Source organism: Rhizobium sp. G21, from assembly GCF_014158035.1.
Lineage (GTDB): Bacteria > Pseudomonadota > Alphaproteobacteria > Rhizobiales > Rhizobiaceae > Rhizobium_E.
The window spans coordinates 1,915,933-1,934,505 of the sequence record NZ_JACFXW010000001.1 but is presented as its reverse complement, the minus strand read 5'-3'; the positions used below and the strand labels follow the sequence as shown (position 1 = coordinate 1,934,505).

Genomic DNA, 18,573 nt, shown 5'->3' with positions numbered 1-18,573 from the left:
CTTTCAGGTCTCGATCCAGGCGTAGAGCACCGTTTCCATGAACTGCGGCGAGTGATGCCGAAGCGCGAAACGATAGTCGGGAACGAGCGATTTGATGGCCCGGCTGATGACCGGAATATCCGAGGGGTAGTGATAGACGCAGATGGCGAGTTTGGGCCTGTGCCGGCGAATGGTCTCGGCCGCGCCCTTGAGCAGCGGCATTTCCATGCCCTCGACATCCGCCTTGATCAGGCTCACCCGCTCGCCGGCGAGATGCGCGTCGAGAGACAGGATCTTGAACGGGTGCTCGCCGGCGTTCGACAGCGCCAGGCTGGTCATGTCGCCGCTGCTGCTCGCCGCCGACCCCGTTTCGTCACTCTCGCCGAGCGCTGCGGGAATGACGGTAATCTGATCCTCGTCGAGCGCCCATTCGCTGAGCAGCCGGCGGCGGCGATTGGCGAGCGCCCGAAACTGTCGCATGCCCGGCTCGAAGCACAGGGCGCGATGAAAGACGCCGTTCTGGCTCCAGAGAAAGCGTTCGAGGCTGTCGCCGACATAAGCGCCGGCGTCGACATAGATTTCTTTTTCCGACCCGCAGAACTGCGGCAGGCAGAAATACTGGTCGCGCTCGAACTGGGCTGCGACATGCGCCTTGTCGCCCGTCAGCATGGTCGCCATCACGGCCCGCAGCGTTTCTCGGGATCGGTCGTCGTCCAGCCAGTCGTCGTGAATCTGCTTGTAGGCGTCTATATCGTGCGCAACATAATGGGCGTCGACTGAAACATGCGGGATGCCGATCGCGGCAAGCTTGGCCGAGACTTCGCGCACCGCATGCCGCGCGCTGATGAAGACGAAGGCCGGTTCGTCGGCGGCGAGATGCGCGGGAGAGCGGATGTCGAGCCCGTCGACGACCTGTCCATCGAGCTCCGGCTTGCCGTCATAGGCGCATTGGAGCCTGACGCCCCGGCTTTGAAGGTCCTTGTGGGCGAAGCGCCCGAGAAAACCGTAGCCATAGAGCGCCGCGGGCCTCGCGCCCGTCAGCACGCTGTCCGGCGCGGACTGCCGCACCTGCGCCGCCCAGTCGGCCAGCCTGTCGAAATCGGGCGTCATGCCTCCGACCTTTCGCGAGGCAGGGCGTAGAGCACCGCGCCCGTGCCGCACCAGGCGTGGAGCCGAAGGAGAAAGCGATAATTTTTCAGCGTCTGCATCAGGTAGAGCGGCGTGCGCCAGACGCCGTCGTCGTTGTGATAGATGGTGGCGGCGATGATCGGGCGGTGTTTGGCCAGTGTTTGGCTGGCGCCCTTGAGGGCGTCGAGTTCGCCGCCTTCGAGGTGGAGCTTCAGGAAGCTCGGCGCGAGATCGAGGTCGTCGAGCGCGCGCAAGCGCGCCAACAACCCGCCGGTGGCCGAAAGCTGCGAGGCGTAACCCAGGCCATGGTGGAAGGCGGCTTCGCCATTGGCCGCGCCGAGTGCGCAATCGAGGCGCATCGGCTGCTTGTTGAGATCCTGGAACGCGGCTGCGAAGCCTCGCTCCATTTCGGCGCGATTGAGCGGATCCGGCTCGATCGCGGCAATGCTGTCCCAGTCGGGCCGACGGCGTGCGAAATCCACCGAAACATGGCCGCGATACGCGCCGGCATCCACGAAGTGTTCGCCCGTTCCCAGAAGCGTCTCCACTTCCGGAATGAAATAGCGATTGGATGGATCGATGGGCGCGCCGTCGAAGGTCCACTCCTGGCGCAGTCTGCGCCAAGCGAGAAATTGCAGGTGGTGGGCGCGCGACACGTCGTCTTCCAGGCCCTGCAGGACATGGACGATCATTGCCTGGTCATGCGCCGCCAGTCCTTCGAACCGCCAGCCGTTGGACAGGGGATGAATGTGACGATAGCGTTCGGAATAATCGTAGAACGGGGCGACATGCTGAAAGCCATGGTCGTAAAGAGCGCTCTCGATCGGCGCATAGGCCGCCGTCGCCACCGTCACCAGGATCTGCGCTTGGTCCTTCAGCGCGTCCGGCGTCTCCTCCGGGGCGTAGATGGGAATGCCGTCGAAGACGGGATTGCGGCGAGCGGCGTCGGGATTTCGGTCGATGAGGAAGGCGGGCTTGATCCAAAGCGCCGTCAGCACATCCAGCGCCATGCGGCCGAAATCGCCGGCCCCGTACAGGCCGATGCGAAGATCGTCGCGAATGGGCGCGACGTAAGGCGATCCATTGGCGATCTCTTCGAGAAGACCCACCGATCGGACGACGCCGGGCAGGGTGGAAAACGCGCGCGCGCCATGCCGCATCCGGGCGCTGCCTGTCATATCCAATAGCTGCGGCATCCTACGAATCTCTGGTTAACGACGCCCACCATATTCCCACCATCCTTGCACGGAGCTATTCATCGGACTGATATCGCCATTTCGAGAATGAAACCGGAGGATTGCTTGAAAACGGTGCTTGTGACAGGTGGGACCGGCTTTGTGGGGCGCCAGATCGTCAAGTCGCTCCTGGCCCGCGGTCACGCCGTACGGATGACGGCCCGACCGGGGCGCGTGAACCCCAGTGACCTCGTGGGGCGGATCGAGATCGTGCCGACCCTCGATCTCTTCGACGAGAACGAGGATTGGTGGCTGTCGCGGCTCGAAGGTGTCGACGCCGTGATCCATGCCGCCTGGTATGTCGAGCCCGGCCTGTATCTCGATTCTGCGGAAAATATCCGTTGCCTGCGAGGCAGCCTTAGGCTCGCCGATGCGGTCTGTCGCGCCGGCGCGCGGCGGTTCATCGGGGTCGGCACCTGTTTCGAATATCGGCTGCCCAACGCCGCGATCACCGAAACATCTCCGCTCGGTCCAGTCACCGTCTATGCTGCGGCGAAACTCGCCCTCTATCTTGCCGCGCGTCGTCGGTTTGCGGCGGCGGGCGTGGATTTCGCCTGGGCGCGCTTGTTCTATTTGTACGGGGAGGGGGAGCATCCGGCGCGCCTCTTCCCGAGCCTGCATCGCAGGCTCGGGGCCGGCGAGCAGATGATCCTGTCGGCAGGCGACAAGATCCGCGACTTCCTGGATGTCGAGATCGCCGGAGCCGACGTGGCCGGGTTGGTCGACACCGGCCAGACGGGCGTCGTCAATGTTTGCTCCGGCGAGCCGGTGACTTTGCGGGACGCGGCAGAGCGGATCGCCGATCTCTACGGCGCGCGACACCTGCTCAGCTTCGGCGCCGCGCAGGTGCATCCGCGCGATCCGCAGGCGGTTGCCGGGGTTTGCAACGTCGTCGAACATTGAACCGTGCACCGGCGGACAAATGAGAAGCGGCGGAGGTTGTCCCCCGCCGCCTGTTCTGAAGCTGTCGGGCGTGCTCAGCCGGCGCGACGGGCGTCGACCGAATAGGCGCCGGGGCCAGCCACGGCGAGCAGGATATAGCCGCCGGCAAGCGTGATATTCTTCATCAGCATGATCGAGTTCAGCGCGTTCAGCCAGCCGAGCGCGGCTTCCGGCCAGCCGGGAACGGCGATCGTGCCGCTGTGAAACACGGCGCCCGTGAACACGCAGAAGACGGCCAGAGCGAAGCCGGCAATCTTGGTCTGGAAGCCGATGAGCACGGCGAGACCAGCCACGAGTTCGAACAGACCGGCGAGATAGGCCAGCGCTGTGGCGGCCGGCATGCCGGCTCCGGCGATCATGCCGGCTGTCTGACCGGGATCCATCAACTTGCCGAAGCCGGCCATGATGAACATGAAGGACAGAAGGATACGCGCGATGAGAATGAGGATGTTGTTGGTCATTGGACTCTCCATTTCGATGGAGGGACTAAACCACGTCTTAATTGTTTAAGATATATCCGAGACTGAAGACGTTTTGTCTCTATATTGTGAACAGTCCAATTGGAATCCGAAACGATACGATCGCTCCGGAAGAGCAACGACCCCAGATGAGAAGAGCCGCTGCGCCTGCGGCGCTCAATGAGACCCTTGAGCAGGAATGATCCGCGGAAAAATGAACACGCCGCGCATGGCGCCGTGGACCGTATCGCCGAAACCCATCGATTCCCCGACGCACATGACCGGTTGCCTTTCTTCCGGACCGCAGATGATATAGGTCGAGAAACAGAAGGACGACGGGGAAGACGACGCGTCTTCCAGCAGTTCGAGAATATGGACGCGATCATTCGGCTCGTAGCAGCGCAGCAGCGTCAGAAGCCCGCATTCACCTTGCTCGAGTCCGTGAAAATAACCACTCACCCGGCCGATCTGGAATAAACCGTTCGCCAGATCGCCAACCCAGGCTTCCGTCGAGCAGAACCGATCGATGTCGTGGACATCGCTGTCGCCGAGATCGGCTACGAGGGATTGACGAAGAAAGCTTGTCGATTTCGAAATCCTGAACACGTCGATTCCTGCCCGATCAATGATTCAACATATGGGTTGAACACCACAAACCGCGTACCCTCGGTCGCATCGACCAATTCAAAATACGAGGGCGCGCCTATGTCTACGATTAAGTCACCACAAACCAGATACGTATAGGCCGGAAACCTACATTGTCACAATATGCCCGGCGCCGCGCATCATGATGATTCGGTGCTCTTTTATAAGTTGTTTTAGCATCCGCACAAGCCATGAATAACACCCTAATCGTCGCTTTGAAATAGGGTTCGGTCATGTTTACTCGGGAAAAACTACCGGTCGTCCCAATCTTTGCTAAAGTTCGAAATCATAATTCCATGATATATAAACAAATTCAATACGCCTCACAGATAAAAATAAGAAAAAATCGAGAAATAATCCAAATTTGCTTCGAAACGCCTGATGAATATTCAGTTTTTAAATGCTCCACTCAAACGACGAAGACGAAAAAATTAGACGATTCCAAGTTTTTTGACAGATCGCTTTTACTTGTCTTCATTTGGGAGGCAGCATCGCCGATATATTGATGGTGAGTTTTTCATCAAGTCTAAATGAGAGGCATCCAACATCTTTCGCGCAGGGTTGGGTTTCGTCGCTCCTTCTGTCAACATGGTCGCCTGCATCCGAGTTCGACGGTGATCCATTCTCAACCTGTCGACGTCGGTGAAAGGCAGGTCTTTCGCCGACGTCGCGAAACACTTGCGGCCCGTCAGGCCCGCATGCGGCGCGCGACCGCCTGCAGTGTGTTTGCGCCGGCGGAGCCGGAGGTGCGGAAGCGGGCGACCAGGTTCTTCAAGCTCTCGGCTTCCTCGCTGAGCGTCATCGAGGCCGCCGTCGTTTCTTCGACCATGGCGGCGTTTTGCTGCGTCACCTGGTCCATCTGGTGCATGGCGGAGTTCATCTCCTTGAGGCCCGTCGCCTGCTCGCTGGCGGAGACCGAAATCATCTTGATCAAGCCATTGATCTGCAAAACCTGCTGCGCGATCGCCTGCAACGTTTCGCCGGTCTGCGCCACCAGATTGACCCCGTCATGAACCTGCGCTTCGGAGGCGCTGATCAGCGTCTTGATTTCCTTGGCGGCGGTCGCAGATCGCTGGGCGAGTTCGCGCACTTCCTGCGCCACCACCGCAAAGCCCTTGCCGGCCTCTCCGGCCCGGGCGGCTTCCACGCCGGCGTTCAAGGCGAGCAGATTGGTCTGGAAGGCGATTTCGTCGATGACGCCGATGATGTTGGAGATCTGGCCCGACGACTGCTCGATGCCGTGCATCGCCCCGATCGCGCTCTGGACGATCTTGCTGGAATGCTCGGCGTCGTTCGAAGCCTTCTGCACCGCGCTCGCGGCGTTTCGGGCGTTTTCGGCGCTCGATTGCACCTGTTCGGTCAGTTCGTTGAGTGCCGCCGCGGTTTCCTCCAGCTGCGCAGCCTGCTGTTCGGTGCGACGCGACAAATCGTTGGCGCTGTTGGAAATTTCGGTCGTGCCGCCGTTGATCGCGCCGACTGCGGCGTTGACCATCTGCACCGTCTGCTCGAGGCTCTCCACGGCGGAGTTGAAGTTGTCGCGCAGGCTCTGATATTCCCCGGGGAAGGCTCCGTCGATCCGGCAGGTCAGGTCGCCGCTCGACAGTTTTTCGAGCGCCTTGCCGACTTCCGTCACCACGAGGGTCTGAACGCGGGCGTTCTCGGCCCGCTCGTGCTCGGTCCTGAAGCGTTCGGTCTCGCTCGCCTGGCGATGCGCTTCGGATTCGCGCTCGACCTCCTGAGAGCGGGCGAGCTTGTGGCGGAAGCCTTCCAGCGCGCGCGCCACATCCCCGGTTTCATCGGTATGCTGCTGGCCGGAGACGGTATGCGCATAGTCGCCGTTCTCCAGCCTGGCGACGTCGGCGATGATGCCGCGGATCGGCCGTTGAACGAAGGCGCGGACGGCGTAATAGAGGCCGCCCAGAACCGCGAGCAGCAGGGCGACGCCGCCGGCGACCATCATGATCGTCTGGTCGCGCACCGGGCCGGCCAGCGCCGATTGCGGAACGTCGATCAGCAGCACCCAGCTGACGCCGAGGCCCGGAAGCGCGAAAGGATAGACAAGGCGGTTGAAGCTCTCGCCGTCTGCGCCGTCGAGATCGTCGATTTCGGCCAGCTTGCCGGACTGCATCGCGGACGCCACCACCTCGGGCGCGGCGCCGTCATAGGCCTTCATCATTTGCTCCGGCTGCGGCGCGACGAGCCATTTGCCGTCCTGAGACACGAGCATCACGCGACCGGTGCCGAACGGCTTCAGCGCCGAAAGCGAGTCCGCCAGCATGCGCAGCGAGACGTCCACGCCGCCGACGCCGATCAGCTTGCCGTTGGACAGCACCGGATAGGAGATCGAGCTCATCAGGGTCGGAACTTCGGTGCCTTCGGCGCGATAGGGTTTGGTGATCGAGCCCTTGAGGGTTTTTGCCGAGACCGCATACCATTCTGCCGGATAATCGGCGCGGAACGTCGAATAGAAGGCCTCGCCCGTCTTGCCCTTGGACCAGTAGGGCGTGAAGATCCCCTCCTCATTGGCTCCGAGATCCTTCTGGTTCTTCACGTCGTCCTTGCGGCCGTCGAAGGCCTTTGGTTCTTCGGCGAACCAACTGCCGAAGGCCATGGGGTGCTGTTCGAGATTGGCCTGGAGAATGGCGATCACGCCTTTGCGGTCGAGCGATTTGTCCTGATGCGCGCGGCCGATGACCCCGGTCATGGTGCGGGCCGCGCTCGCGAGTTCGCTTGTCTGCCCGGCGATGAGCGAGGCGATGGATTTTGCTTCGGTCTCCGCCTGGTTCTGGATCAGCGACTGCACGCGATCACGGGTCTGGGAAATCAGGAAGAAATTCGATGCGATCAGCAAGGCTGCGATCGTCGCTCCGGTGACAAGAAGGAGCTTCATGGCGAGTGATTTCGGCGCAAAGGACGTCATTGGCGGTCTAACCTCGGGAGACGACGGGGTGGACACCCTGTCTTCGACAACTGCGCCATGATCAGTCGCAACATGTTTCCAATTCGCTAAATTTTGCCGCGACCATATTAGATTTCATAAACCTGTCATATAAAATGGCCGGAAAAGCACCGCTCTCCCGGCCGAAATGCGGAAATATTGATATTGCTGCTCAAATATTGCGCAGCTCGGCTATGAAGGGGATGGAAGGCTGGGCGCCGGGCTTGGTGCAGGCCAGCGACCCGGCTACGGCCGCCTGACGCAGGCATGATTCGAAATTGAGGCCGGCATCCAGCCCGGCCGCGAAATAGCCGCAGAAGGTGTCGCCGGCGCCGACCGTGTCGATAGGGTCGATGTCGAGGCCGGCCGCCGTCAGATATGCGCCCTTGTGCATGGCCGCGACGCCGTCCGCGCCGAGAGTGACGATGAGCGTTTGCTGGAACTGCTTGTGGCGGGCTTCCATGGCCTCCTTGCGCTGCGTCGCCGAAAGGTCGGGACGGCCGACAAGCAGTTCGAATTCGGTTTCATTGGCGATCACGTAATCCGCCATCGCCGCGAGCCGGGACGCGTCCTCTGTGAAGGGAGCGATATTCAGCAGCGTGCGGCCCCCGCGGGCGCGGGCGGCGGCAAGCGCGGCCTCGATGGTCGCCGCCGGAATTTCCAGCTGCAACATCAGGATGTCGCCACGTTTCATCGACCCGACAGCCGCTTCGGCGTCCTCCACGCCGACCGTTCCGTTGGCCCCGGCAATGATGGAGATGACGTTTTCGCCATCGCCGCCGACGAAGATCAGCGCGACGCCGGTCGCGGTGGCGGCGCTCTTGATGCGCGCCAGGTCGACGCCGTCATACCGGAGATAAGTGAGGGCGGGGCCGGCGAATTCATCCTCGCCGCAAGCGCCGGCCATCGCCACCTGTGCGCCGGCGCGCCGAGCCGCCAGCGCCTGATTGGCGCCCTTGCCGCCCGGCGCGGTCGTGAAGCGGTCGCCGGTCACCGTCTCGCCGGGCTTCGGCAGGCGCGGCACATTGGCGATGAGGTCCATATTGATGGAGCCGAGGACTGTGATCATGGTTTTTCCCGCAGGTCGCTTGTTTTTCTTGATGCGCCCTTTGTCGCCCGCCGCTCAGTCCTCGTCAACCAGCCTCAGCTTGAGAAGGCCGGTCTTGCTCTCGGCCGCCTTCTGCGCCGGAGGCTCGACCGGCGTCTCCGGCGCGTCGAACTCCATCGCTTCGATTTTCTGCCCGCGTCGCGATACTTTGTCGGTGGCCGCGATCACCATGTCGACGTCCTTCTGAGCCGCAAGGAAATGCCCCTGCAGCTTGCGCACCCGATCGTCGAGGCGACCGACATCCTCCATCAGTCTGATGACCTCGGCCTGGATCACATGCGCCTGTTCGCGCATGCGCTGGTCCTTCAGCATCGACTGGATCAACTGGATCGACAGGAGCAGGAGGGACGGAGAGACGATGACGACCCGGCTGCGATGAGCGGTCTGCGCCACGGCTTCGAACCGCTCGTGCAGATCCGCGAAGATGGATTCGGACGGCACGAACATGAAGGCCGTGTCCTGCGTCTCGCCGGACAGCAGATATTTCGAGGCGATATCCCGGATATGGACTTCCATGTCGCGGCGAAATTGCTGAGCCGCCGCCTTGACCCGGTCTGGACTACCCTCGCGCATCGCATTCCAGGCTTCGAGTGGAAATTTGGCGTCGATCACCAGCGACGGCTGTCCGTTCGGCATGCGGATCAGGCAATCGGGACGCGCGCCGTTCGAAAGCGTGGCCTGAAAGCGATAGGCGCCTTGTGGAAGCGCATCGGCGATGATCGCCTCCATGCGTCCCTGACCGAAGGCTCCGCGCGTCTGCTTATTCGACAGGATCGACTGCAGCGAAACGATGTCCTTCGCCAGCGTCTGGATGTTGGTCTGGGCGGTGTCGATCACCGCCAGCCGTTCCTGAAGGCGGCGGAGGTTTTCATGCGTGGCGCGGGTCTGTTCGGTAATCGTGGCGCCGATCCGCTGCGTCATGCCGTCGAGCCGCTGATTGACCGTCTGGTTGAACTCCGCCTGGCGCGCGCCGAACATTTCGGTCATCGCCGCGATACGGCCCTGCATTTCCGTCTGCGCCTTGAGGATCTGGTTGAGCCTGAGCGCGTCGTCCTCCGCCTTCGCCTCGAGCGCGTCCGCGAGCTCTTCCGCCTCCAGCCTCCGGCGTCTCGATCGGAGCAGCAGAAGCCCCGATATGGCAATGGCGGCGCCGACGGCGAGAACGGCGTGGGTCGGCGTGATCATGTCCAGCCCGATACCAGGCGTCGTCAGGAATGCGTTCATGAAGCAATCCTAGCAGATTCGCGGATTCAATCCAGATCAAAACGGGAACATGCTTATGGAGGCCTGATATTAACCTTTTGTAAACCAAATATGGAAAGCAACGATCACCCGAAAGGCGGCGCGACATTGTTTTGATCTTGATCAAGATTGCCGCAGAAACACCGGCTACTCTTTAGGACATGTTCGATATGCGCGACATGGCTAGGGGTTTCTCGGAGTATTTTTAGGAAAACTAATAAGACATAACTAATATACGATTAACCAATCGGGCCTACCCTCAAAAGTTAACGGGCTGCCGACATACAACTCAATCCGTGGGGATTCCGCATCATGACTTCTTCGTCTCAACACACGACCGCGCTTCGCCAAAGACTGGATTTTCTGGGGGTGGATGCGGCGGCGCAGAAGGAGTTGCAGAAGCTCAGTCCGCTGGTGTCCGAACTCATCGGCCCCGCCCTAGACATGTTCTACGCCAAGGTGCGCGCCAATCCCGAAACCGCCCGGTTCTTCAAGAACGAGTCCCATATCAGCGGAGCGAAGAGCGCTCAGGCGAAGCATTGGGCCATCATCACCTCCGGCGCGCTGGATGACGCCTATGTCAATGGGGTGACCGCGATCGGCAAGACGCATGCCCGGATCGGCCTCGAGCCCCGGCTCTATATCGCCGGCTATGCGCTGGTGCTGGAACAATTGATCCATGGCGTTGTGGCCAGGAAGCAGAGCGGCTTTTTCTCGAAGTCCAAGAACAAGTCGGTCGCTGAAGACATTTCCGTGATCGTCAAGGCGGCGCTGCTCGACATGGATTACGCCATCAGCGTCTATCTCGATGAACTGGCGTCGCAGCGCGAACGGGCCGAACGCGAGAGAGCCGCCGCCGAGGCGGAGCAGACCGATGCGATGAGCAAGCTGGGGCGGATGCTGGAAATGCTTTCCGCCGGCGATCTCCAGACGCGTTTCGCCAGCGAGATGCCGGAAAAATTCGGCGCCATGGCCGGCAATTACAACAACGCCGTGGAAGCGCTCCGGCAGTCGATGGAAAACGTCCGCATCGCGGCTCAACAGATTCTCGACGGCGCGCAGGAAATCGCCAAGGCGACCAACGACCTTTCCGGTCGGACGGAGCAGCAGGCCGCCAGCATAGAACAGAGTTCCGCCGCGCTCCATGAACTGTCGGAAAACGTCACCTCGACTGCGACCAGCGCTCGCACGGCGTCCAGCGTGGCGCAGGAAACGCTCGGAGTGGTCAAGACCTCGGGCGCGACCGTGCTCGAAGCCGTCGCGGCCATGAGCGCGCTCGAAAAATCCTCGACCGAGATCTCCAAGATCATCACCGTCATCGACGAAATCGCCTTCCAGACCAATCTGCTCGCGCTCAACGCCGGCGTCGAAGCCGCGCGGGCGGGCGAGGCGGGTCGCGGTTTCGCCGTCGTCGCCCAGGAAGTCCGGGAATTGGCGCAGCGCTCGGCCAACGCCGCCAAGGAGATCAAGGGCATCATCGCCGAAAGTTCGAACCAGGTGCAAACAGGCGTTTCCCTGGTGAATCGCTCCGGCGAGTCGCTCGGCGACATCACGACGCGCATCGTCGAACTGACGAGGATCATTTCCGATATCGCGTCCGCCGCAGACGAACAGTCGTCCGGCCTCAAGGAAGTATCCGCCGCGATCAGCAGCCTCGATACGATCACCCAGCAGAATGCCGGCATGGTGGAGAAAAGCTCGGGCGAAGTGCGCGCGCTCGCCGCCGAAGTCGAGCGGCTCAACGGTGTTCTCGACGAATTCAAGACCGGCGAACCCACCCGCGACGCGAAGCGAGCGACGAGCGCCGCACGTCAGGCCGCCTGACGTTCACTTCGTGCCGAAGGGAAGCGCCCGGCCTGTTGCGCAAGCCGGGCGGCTGTATTATGGAGGCGAAATGACGATCAAGCCGCTCATTATTTTGCCCGACCCGATCCTCCGCCAGACTTCGGCCCTGTTCGAAGACGTGACGCCGGAGGTGCGGACGCTCGCCGCCGACATGCTGGAGACGATGTATGACGCGCCCGGCATCGGGTTGGCCGCCATCCAGATCGGCGTTCCCAAGCGTGTCGTGGTGATCGACCTTCACAAAGAGGGCGAGGAAAAGAAGCCGCAGGTCTTCATCAATCCTGAAATCCTGTCGTCGAGCGACGCCAGGTCCAGCTATGAAGAAGGCTGCCTGTCGATCCCGGATTACTACGCCGAGGTCGAACGTCCCGCGACCATCCGCGTTCGCTACGTGGATCTCGACGGCAAGGCGCAGGAAATCGAGGCCGAAGGCCTGTTGGCCACCTGCCTGCAGCATGAGATCGACCACCTGAACGGCGTGCTCTTCATCGACCATATCTCGCGCCTGAAGCGCGAGATGGTGATCAAGAAATTCACCAAGGCCGCCAAGCTCCGCGCCTGATCATTGCTCGCGGATCGTGGTCCTGACCATGTCGCCGCGGATCTGGATCTCCGGTTTCGCTCCCGGCGTGTTGGGCAGCGCGCTGTCGATATAGGATGCGACTGACTGCACCACATAGCTGATGGCCGTACCGGCCGGAAAGATCAGCGTCGCATCCATCATCTTGCCCATCAGTCGGATGGTTTCTGATTTAGCCACCTCGTCGAAGGCGATCCGGGCCCTGAGCGCTGCGCCGGACAGTGAGATCGCATCGGCATGCCCTTCGACATCGACATCTCCGGCATCAGACTTGATATCCAGCACCGAGAAGTCGCCGGCGAGCTTGATGGCCGAGGCGCGCTGGTCGATCAGCACGGCGGCGTCCGGTCTGAGATTGGCCTCGAGCTCCAGCCGGCAATCGTCCCAATCGAAGTCAAAGGGCGCATCGCCGGTGTCGACGATCAGCGAACCGCGTTCGACGCGCATGGAGCCCGTCATGGCGCAACCCTCGTCGAACCAGCTCGAACGCCAGAGAGCGCCCCAGCCGCTTCGGGTTCCCAAGAGTTTGGCTTCGAACGGAGCGGCCGCGTCCGTGTTCACCGTCACGCGGCTTGCGGCGCCGCGAACTTCGACGCGGTTGACGCTCGAGAGATCGACGGGATCTGAGGCCCGGGCTTGCGACGTCCAGAGCGACACGGCGGCGTCGAGGGCGATGACTGCCGCGACGCTCGCGGCCAGTCCAAGGAAGAGAGTTTTCTTGCGCATGCTGCGCCTCCTGTTGCGATGAAGAATGGAGACGAGAATGACGATGCAGCTGGAAACGGCGACCTGAAACGCGTTTGAGGTCGCGCAGGATCGCGATTAAGGACAGAAGCATCGCACTTCTGTATTTGCCGATGGACTGCCGATGATTCTGCTGCCGCTTCCCTTTGTCGTCGCCTTGTTCCTTGCGGTCTTTGCGGTTCGCTATGCGCGGATCGCGCGTGAGCGGGGCGACGACGCATTCGCCTTCGTCGCATTGATGACGCTGTTTGCCTTCCAGTCCATTCTGGTGGGCGCGCGTTGGGGATATGGCGCGACGGCGCTGCAGCCGGTGATGGCGACGACGGCGAGCATCCTGCCGCCTGCTGCGTTCCTGGCGTTTCGCGGATTGACGGGGGAGCGGCGCGGCCGGGTCTCGCGGACTGGCCGCATGCGCTCTGGCCGGTATTGGTTTCCGGTCTGCTGTTGATGTCGCGGGATTGGGTCGGCGCGGTGATCATTCTCGATTTCCTCGCCTATGGCGTGCTGCTGCTGGCGATGAGTCGCGGCGGACCGGACCGGCTGATCTCGTCGCGTCTCGACGGCGTCGTCACGTCCTATCGGGCGCTGCAGATCACGGGGGCGACGCTGATCGCCTCGGCGTTGTCCGACATGCTGATCAGTCTCGATCTCGCTGTGTTCGCCGGCCGGTATTCGGGGGCGATCATCTCGTTCGGAACGACGGTCAGTCTGATCGTCTTGTCGACCGCGGCCGCGCTTGTCGATCCGGCGCGGATGGACAAGCCGGAAGACAACGATGCCGGCGGGGAGGGAGAGCGCGGAGAAACGCCTTCCTCCTCCTCGGCGGCCAACGAGGAAGACCGGGCCATCGCACGCGCTCTCGACGCGCTGATGGAGAAAAACGCGCTCTATCGCGATATGGAACTCAATCTCGTCAGGCTCGCGCGCAAGCTCGGCAAAACCACCCGCGCCGTTTCTCGCGCCGTCAATCGCTGCCATGGCGTGTCCGTCTCGCAATATGTGAACGGCTTCCGCGTAAAGGAGGCCCAGCGATTGTTGCGCGACACAGAGGAAAGCGTCGTGCAGATCGCGCTCGAGGCCGGGTTCATGACCAAATCCAACTTCAATCGCGAATTTTTGCGCGTCTCGGGCCAGAGCCCGAGCGACTGGCGACGCGCGGTCGGGAGCCAAGGGGCTTGATCTTCTCCGCTCAAGAGGCTTGAAGGGGCGATCAGCCGGAGATCAGCCATGCCGCTCAGAATCATTTTCATGGGAACGCCCGATTTTTCCGCGCCCGTGCTCAAAGCGTTGCACGCCGCAGGTCACGACATCGTCGCCGTCTATTCGCAACCGCCGCGGCCGGCGGGGAGGCGCGGGCTGGAACTGACGCCGTCGCCGGTCCATAAGGCAGCCGAAGATTTGGGCATTCCAGTGCGCACGCCGGTAAACTTCAAGGCGGCCGAGGATGTGGAAGCGTTCAAGGCGCTCGGGGCCGATGTCGCCATCGTCGTCGCCTATGGATTGCTGCTGCCGGTCTCGATCCTGGAGGGCACGCGGCTGGGCTGCTATAACGGCCATGCCTCGCTTCTGCCGCGCTGGCGTGGCGCCGCGCCCATCCAGCGCGCCATCATGGCCGGAGATGCAAAGACCGGGATGATGGTGATGAAGATGGACAAGGGGCTCGACACCGGCCCGGTGGCGATGACCCGCGAGATCGCTATCTCCGAGACAATGACCGCCGGTGAACTGCATGACGCCTTGTCGGAGATCGGCGCAGGCCTGATGGTCGAGGCGATGGCTGCGCTCGAGGCGGGAAGACTGACGCTCACGCCGCAGCCTGAAGACGGCGTGCTCTACGCCGCCAAGATCAGCAAGGACGAGACGCGCATCAACTTTACGAAAAACGCCGCCGAGGTGCACAACCATATCCGCGGCCTTGCGCCCTTTCCGGGTGCCTGGTTCGAGGCGGAGTTCGGCGGCAAGCTCGAGCGTGTGAAAGTGCTAGCCTCCGAGCGCGCCTCGGGCGCGGGCGAGCCCGGCGTGGCGCTGGATGATCGTCTCACTATCGCCTGCGGCGAAGGCGCGGTGCGCCTGCTGAGGCTGCAGAAGGCGGGAGGCAAGCCGCTCGACGCGGGCGATTTCCTGCGCGGGCTTCCCATCGCCCCAGGCGCGAGGATCGGCTGATGCCGCGTTACAAGATGATCGTCGAATATGACGGCGTGCCCTATGTCGGCTGGCAGCGGCAGGACAACGGCAAATCGGTGCAGGGCGCCATCGAAAAGGCCATTTTCGCGATGAGCGGCGAAGAGGTGTCGCTGCGCGCCGCCGGCCGCACCGATTCCGGCGTTCACGCGTTCGGCCAGGTCTGCCATGTCGATCTGAGCCGAGACTGGAAGGCGGCGACCGTGGCCAATGCCGTCAACGCCCATCTCGCCATGGAGGAGGAGCGGGTCGCCATTCTCTCGGCCGAGCAGGTCCCGACCACCTTCGACGCTCGTTTCTCCGCCACAAAACGCCATTATCTCTATCGCATCATCAACCGCATGGCGCCGTCGGCCATCGACGCCGAGCGCGCCTGGCATGTGAAGAAGCCGCTCGATGCGGAGCGCATGCATGAGGCGGCGCAGGAATTCGTCGGCTATCACGATTTCACCACCTTCCGCTCGTCGCATTGCCAGGCGAAGAACCCGCGCCGCACGATCGAGCGGGTCGATGTCACGCGCAACGGCGACTATGTCGAGATCCGCGCCTCGGCGCAGAGCTTCCTGCACAATCAGATCCGCTCCTTCGCCGGCACATTGAAGATGGTGGGCGAGGGGAAATGGAGCGCACTCGACATTCGCGAGGCGCTGCTCGCGCGTGATCGCGCCCGCTGTGGACCGGTCGCGCCGCCGCATGGTCTGTTTTTCATGCAGGTGGATTACGGCGACCTGTCGACGCTTCTGACGCTCGATGACGACGAGTCAGCCGAAGGATAGACCGAGCGCGTCGATGGCGTAATATTGGGTGAGCATCGAACCTGCCGTGATGGCGATGACGAAAGCCGTGGCCGGCAGCGCCTTGCGTTCGGTCAGCTGCAGCATGACCATGACATGCGCATAGCCGGAGACGAGGTAGAGAACGAGCGCGATCGAGGCTTGCAGATCGACATTGGCGGGCGCAACGATCAGCGAGACGGATATGGCCATCAGCGCCCATTGCACCGGGACGCTCAGCCAGTTGAGAAGAACGACAGCTGGACGAAAATGCGAGGCATAGCCTGCGGCGCTCATGGCGGCGTAGAGAATGGCGTAGGGCGCGGTCCAGGACAGAAGGTCGAGAAACAGCAGGCCCGACCAGAAACCATTGCCGAGATGGGTGTTTTCCGGCATGCCCTGGAGATAGACGGCCCGCGTTCCCCAGAGATCGAGGAGAATGGGCGGCAGGCAATAGAAAATCGCCCACCATGACCGCCAGAAACCGCGGTCGCTCAGGTCGAGCCACTGAAAGCCCTCGCTGCGGCCGCGGATCAGCAGCCACAGGCCATTCAGATAATAGATGACTTCCTCACGCCCCGGCATCTCTGAACCAGTCGGCGATGAACGTTTCATAGATCCGCGTCAACGCTTCGAGTTCCGACACGCTCACGCGCTCGTCGACCATATGCATGGTCTGGCCGACCAGGCCGAACTCGACCACCGGGCAGTAATCCTTTATGAAGCGGGCGTCCGACGTGCCGCCCGTGGTCGACAGTTTGGGCGTGGTCCCCGTATGCCGCTTCGATGGCGCGCGACAGCGTGCCGATCAGCCGCTCGTCGCGGGTCAGGAACACATGGCTCGGCCGCTCGGCCCAGCCCAGATCGTAGCGCGCCGGCTCGCGGCCGGGCCGCAAGGGCGAGGATGCAGCGGCCTGGTCGAGCCTGCGGACGATCTCGGCTTTGACGGTGTCGGCCGTCCAGGCGTCGTTGAAGCGGATGTTGAAGGCGAAGCCGACCTTGGCGGGAATGACGTTGGTCGCCTTGTTGCCGGCGTCGATCGTCGTCACTTCCATGTTCGACGGCTGGAAATCATCCGTGCCGTGATCGAAAGGCGTCTCCATCAGCGCGGTCGCCATGGCGAGCGCCGAGCGCACCGGATTGTCGGCGAGATGCGGATAGGCGACATGGCCCTGCACCCCATGCACCGTGACTGCGCCCGAGACCGAGCCGCGACGGCCGATCTTGATCATGTCGCCGAGTTGCTCGGGATTGGTGGGCTCGCCCACCAGGCAGCCGTCCCAGCGCTCGCCCCGGCCATGCGCCCATTCCAGCAGTTTCACCGTGCCGTTGACGGCGGGGCCTTCCTCGTCGCCGGTGATCAGGAAGGAAATCGATCCCTTGGGGAGCCCGTGCTTTTCGATATGGCGGGCGACAGCGGCGGCAAAGCAGGCGACGCCGCCTTTCATGTCGACGGCGCCGCGTCCGAACATCAGGCCGTCATGGATCTCGGCGCCGAAGGGCGGATGGCTCCAGGCGGCCTCGTCGCCGACAGGCACGACATCGGTATGGCCGGCGAACATCAGATGCGGGCCGTCATCGCCGAGCCGTGCATAGAGATTGACGATATCGGGCGTTCCCGCCTCGCTCATCGTCATGCGCTCGACCTTGAAGCCGAGCGGCGTCAGCAGGGATTCGAGCAGCGCCAGCGCGCCGCCCTCGTCGGGCGTCACGGAAGGGCAACGGATGAGCTTTTGAAGATTTTCAATCGGATCGGTGACAGGCATGATGGCCAAGCGTTAGCCGATGACGGCGGCTCTGTCACGGGGAAAAAAACGGCGCGCCAGGCAGCGCGCCGCATGGCGTCGCTGCGCCTCAATCACGCAGCAATTCGTTGATGCCGGTCTTGGAGCGGGTCTGGGCGTCGACGCGCTTGACGATGACGGCGCAGTAGAGATTGGGCGCGACGACGCCGTTCGGCATGAGGTTGCCGCTGCCCATCGAGCCGGCGACGACGACGGAATAGGGCGGCACTTCGCCATAGGTCACCTCGCCGGTGGCGCGGTCGACGATCTTGGTGGACTTGCCGATGAACACGCCCATGCCGAGCACCGAGCCTTCGCGCACGATGCAGCCTTCGACGACTTCAGAGCGGGCGCCGATGAAGCAGTTGTCCTCGATGATGGTCGGGCCGGCCTGCATCGGCTCCAGCACGCCGCCGATGCCGACGCCGCCCGAAAGATGCACATGCTTGCCGATCTGGGCGCAGGAGCCGACGGTGGCCCAGGTGTCGACCATCGTGCCCTCGCCGACATAGGCGCCGAGATTGACGAAGGACGGCATCAGGATGGCGTTGGGGGCGATATAGGCCGAGCGACGGACGACGGCGTTCGGCACGGCGCGGAACCCTGCCTTCTCGAATTCGTTGGCGCTCCAGCCGTCGAATTTCGACGGCACCTTGTCCCACCAGGTGGAATCGCCCGGGCCGCCCTTGATGATTTCCATGGCGTTGAGGCGGAAGGAGAGCAGAACCGCCTTTTTGAGCCACTGATGCACGGTCCAGGAGCCGTCCTCGCCGCGAGTCGCCACGCGCGCCTTGCCGGCGTCGAGCAGGTTCAGCGCGGTTTCGACGGCGTCGCGGATCTCGCCCGTGGTCGAGGTCGAGACGGAATCGCGATTGTCGAAGGCGGCGTCGATGGTCTTTTCGAGCGAGGCGAGGTCATGGACGGTCATGGGAATTCCTTAAGCTTTGAAGGATTATCCTGCCAGAATAGCGAAAAACTGGGCCGGTCGCGG

The 18,573-nt window shown here is 62.5% G+C and carries 17 protein-coding genes and 1 pseudogene; 7 read left to right on the top strand and 11 right to left on the bottom strand.

The window, feature by feature from the left end; translation table 11 throughout:
- Positions 1–3: 3 nt before the first annotated feature.
- Entirely contained in the window at positions 4–1,089 is a 1,086-nt protein-coding gene (locus H2O14_RS09850; RefSeq protein WP_182827509.1) for an FkbM family methyltransferase, read from the bottom strand.
- The gene (locus tag H2O14_RS09845) at positions 1,086–2,285 is read right to left on the bottom strand and encodes an FkbM family methyltransferase (RefSeq protein ID WP_246697570.1); all 1,200 of its coding nucleotides are present in this window, start codon (positions 2,283–2,285) and stop codon (positions 1,086–1,088) included. The genes H2O14_RS09850 and H2O14_RS09845 overlap by 4 nt, the downstream gene beginning before the upstream one ends.
- Positions 2,286–2,417: 132 nt before the next feature.
- Here H2O14_RS09845 and H2O14_RS09840 point away from each other — a divergent pair, with 132 nt between their 5' ends.
- Positions 2,418–3,245, top strand: a complete 828-nt coding sequence (locus H2O14_RS09840) for an NAD(P)-dependent oxidoreductase (RefSeq protein WP_312858664.1) — start codon at positions 2,418–2,420, stop codon at positions 3,243–3,245.
- Positions 3,246–3,319: 74 nt separating this feature from the next.
- On the opposite strand, the gene H2O14_RS09835 is transcribed toward H2O14_RS09840, so the two are convergent.
- From H2O14_RS09835 to H2O14_RS09815, 5 genes are all read right to left on the bottom strand, one after another.
- Positions 3,320–3,745, bottom strand: coding sequence for a DoxX family protein (locus H2O14_RS09835; RefSeq protein ID WP_182827506.1), 426 nt, complete (start codon positions 3,743–3,745; stop codon positions 3,320–3,322).
- A 174-nt stretch (positions 3,746–3,919) separates the two neighbouring features.
- Entirely contained in the window at positions 3,920–4,348 is a 429-nt protein-coding gene (locus tag H2O14_RS09830; RefSeq protein ID WP_182827505.1) for a hypothetical protein, read from the bottom strand.
- 727 nt (positions 4,349–5,075) lie between these two features.
- Positions 5,076–7,307, bottom strand: a complete 2,232-nt coding sequence (locus H2O14_RS09825; protein WP_182827504.1) for a methyl-accepting chemotaxis protein — start codon at positions 7,305–7,307, stop codon at positions 5,076–5,078.
- A gap of 190 nt (positions 7,308–7,497) precedes the next feature.
- A complete protein-coding gene (locus H2O14_RS09820) occupies positions 7,498–8,394 on the bottom strand; it encodes a ribokinase (RefSeq protein ID WP_182827503.1) in 897 nt (298 codons plus the stop codon).
- Positions 8,395–8,448: 54 nt separating this feature from the next.
- Entirely contained in the window at positions 8,449–9,657 is a 1,209-nt protein-coding gene (locus H2O14_RS09815) for a DNA recombination protein RmuC (RefSeq protein ID WP_182827502.1), read from the bottom strand.
- A gap of 330 nt (positions 9,658–9,987) precedes the next feature.
- Between H2O14_RS09815 and H2O14_RS09810 the strand changes: the two genes are divergently transcribed.
- Positions 9,988–11,499, top strand: coding sequence for a globin-coupled sensor protein (locus H2O14_RS09810; RefSeq protein WP_182827501.1), 1,512 nt, complete (start codon positions 9,988–9,990; stop codon positions 11,497–11,499).
- Between the two features lie 70 nt (positions 11,500–11,569).
- Positions 11,570–12,082 (top strand): peptide deformylase, encoded by a 513-nt coding sequence (gene def, locus H2O14_RS09805; RefSeq protein WP_182827500.1) that lies wholly within the window; start codon positions 11,570–11,572, stop codon positions 12,080–12,082.
- Here the strand turns inward: def and H2O14_RS09800 are convergent, their stop codons facing one another.
- Entirely contained in the window at positions 12,083–12,826 is a 744-nt protein-coding gene (locus tag H2O14_RS09800; RefSeq protein WP_182827499.1) for a hypothetical protein, read from the bottom strand.
- Positions 12,827–12,968: 142 nt separating this feature from the next.
- On the opposite strand from H2O14_RS09800, the gene H2O14_RS09795 reads away from it, so the two are divergent.
- From H2O14_RS09795 to truA, 4 genes are read left to right on the top strand one after another with little or no spacing between them, the layout of a single operon-like run.
- Positions 12,969–13,292, top strand: coding sequence for a hypothetical protein (locus tag H2O14_RS09795; RefSeq protein WP_182827498.1), 324 nt, complete (start codon positions 12,969–12,971; stop codon positions 13,290–13,292).
- Positions 13,292–14,023 (top strand): AraC family transcriptional regulator, encoded by a 732-nt coding sequence (locus H2O14_RS09790; RefSeq protein ID WP_182827497.1) that lies wholly within the window; start codon positions 13,292–13,294, stop codon positions 14,021–14,023. The genes H2O14_RS09795 and H2O14_RS09790 overlap by 1 nt, the downstream gene beginning before the upstream one ends.
- 48 nt (positions 14,024–14,071) lie before the next feature.
- On the top strand, positions 14,072–15,007 hold the full coding sequence (gene fmt / locus H2O14_RS09785) for a methionyl-tRNA formyltransferase (protein WP_182827496.1): 936 nt from the start codon (positions 14,072–14,074) through the stop codon (positions 15,005–15,007).
- Positions 15,007–15,801, top strand: a complete 795-nt coding sequence (gene truA / locus H2O14_RS09780; protein ID WP_182827495.1) for a tRNA pseudouridine(38-40) synthase TruA — start codon at positions 15,007–15,009, stop codon at positions 15,799–15,801. The genes fmt and truA overlap by 1 nt, the downstream gene beginning before the upstream one ends.
- Here truA and H2O14_RS09775 read toward each other — a convergent pair.
- The 3 genes and pseudogenes from H2O14_RS09775 to dapD all read right to left on the bottom strand — a co-directional run bounded on the left by H2O14_RS09775 (position 15,787) and on the right by dapD (position 18,510).
- On the bottom strand, positions 15,787–16,413 hold the full coding sequence (locus H2O14_RS09775; RefSeq protein WP_182829474.1) for a hypothetical protein: 627 nt from the start codon (positions 16,411–16,413) through the stop codon (positions 15,787–15,789). The genes truA and H2O14_RS09775 overlap by 15 nt on opposite strands.
- Positions 16,370–17,564 (bottom strand): annotated as a pseudogene (dapE, locus tag H2O14_RS09770) (succinyl-diaminopimelate desuccinylase). The gene H2O14_RS09775 and the pseudogene dapE overlap by 44 nt, the downstream one beginning before the upstream one ends.
- 88 nt (positions 17,565–17,652) lie before the next feature.
- Complete coding sequence (gene dapD, locus H2O14_RS09765) at positions 17,653–18,510, bottom strand: 2,3,4,5-tetrahydropyridine-2,6-dicarboxylate N-succinyltransferase (protein WP_182827494.1); 858 nt, start codon at positions 18,508–18,510, stop codon at positions 17,653–17,655.
- Positions 18,511–18,573: the final 63 nt, after the last annotated feature.

What these genes read in the sequence shown, in the direction of transcription:
- H2O14_RS09845 (WP_246697570.1), bottom strand. Translation starts at nt 2,285, where the DNA reads ATGACAGGCAGCGCCCGGATGCGGCATGGCGCGCGCGCGTTTTCCACC.
- H2O14_RS09810 (WP_182827501.1), top strand. Translation starts at nt 9,988, where the DNA reads ATGACTTCTTCGTCTCAACACACGACCGCGCTTCGCCAAAGACTGGAT.
- H2O14_RS09820 (WP_182827503.1), bottom strand. Translation starts at nt 8,394, where the DNA reads ATGATCACAGTCCTCGGCTCCATCAATATGGACCTCATCGCCAATGTG.
- H2O14_RS09775 (WP_182829474.1), bottom strand. Translation starts at nt 16,413, where the DNA reads ATGAAACGTTCATCGCCGACTGGTTCAGAGATGCCGGGGCGTGAGGAA.
- H2O14_RS09825 (WP_182827504.1), bottom strand. Translation starts at nt 7,307, where the DNA reads ATGACGTCCTTTGCGCCGAAATCACTCGCCATGAAGCTCCTTCTTGTC.
- dapD (WP_182827494.1), bottom strand. Translation starts at nt 18,510, where the DNA reads ATGACCGTCCATGACCTCGCCTCGCTCGAAAAGACCATCGACGCCGCC.
- H2O14_RS09795 (WP_182827498.1), top strand. Translation starts at nt 12,969, where the DNA reads ATGATTCTGCTGCCGCTTCCCTTTGTCGTCGCCTTGTTCCTTGCGGTC.
- H2O14_RS09835 (WP_182827506.1), bottom strand. Translation starts at nt 3,745, where the DNA reads ATGACCAACAACATCCTCATTCTCATCGCGCGTATCCTTCTGTCCTTC.
- H2O14_RS09850 (WP_182827509.1), bottom strand. Translation starts at nt 1,089, where the DNA reads ATGACGCCCGATTTCGACAGGCTGGCCGACTGGGCGGCGCAGGTGCGG.
- H2O14_RS09790 (WP_182827497.1), top strand. Translation starts at nt 13,292, where the DNA reads ATGTCGCGGGATTGGGTCGGCGCGGTGATCATTCTCGATTTCCTCGCC.
- H2O14_RS09815 (WP_182827502.1), bottom strand. Translation starts at nt 9,657, where the DNA reads ATGAACGCATTCCTGACGACGCCTGGTATCGGGCTGGACATGATCACG.
- fmt (WP_182827496.1), top strand. Translation starts at nt 14,072, where the DNA reads ATGCCGCTCAGAATCATTTTCATGGGAACGCCCGATTTTTCCGCGCCC.
- def (WP_182827500.1), top strand. Translation starts at nt 11,570, where the DNA reads ATGACGATCAAGCCGCTCATTATTTTGCCCGACCCGATCCTCCGCCAG.
- truA (WP_182827495.1), top strand. Translation starts at nt 15,007, where the DNA reads ATGCCGCGTTACAAGATGATCGTCGAATATGACGGCGTGCCCTATGTC.
- H2O14_RS09800 (WP_182827499.1), bottom strand. Translation starts at nt 12,826, where the DNA reads ATGCGCAAGAAAACTCTCTTCCTTGGACTGGCCGCGAGCGTCGCGGCA.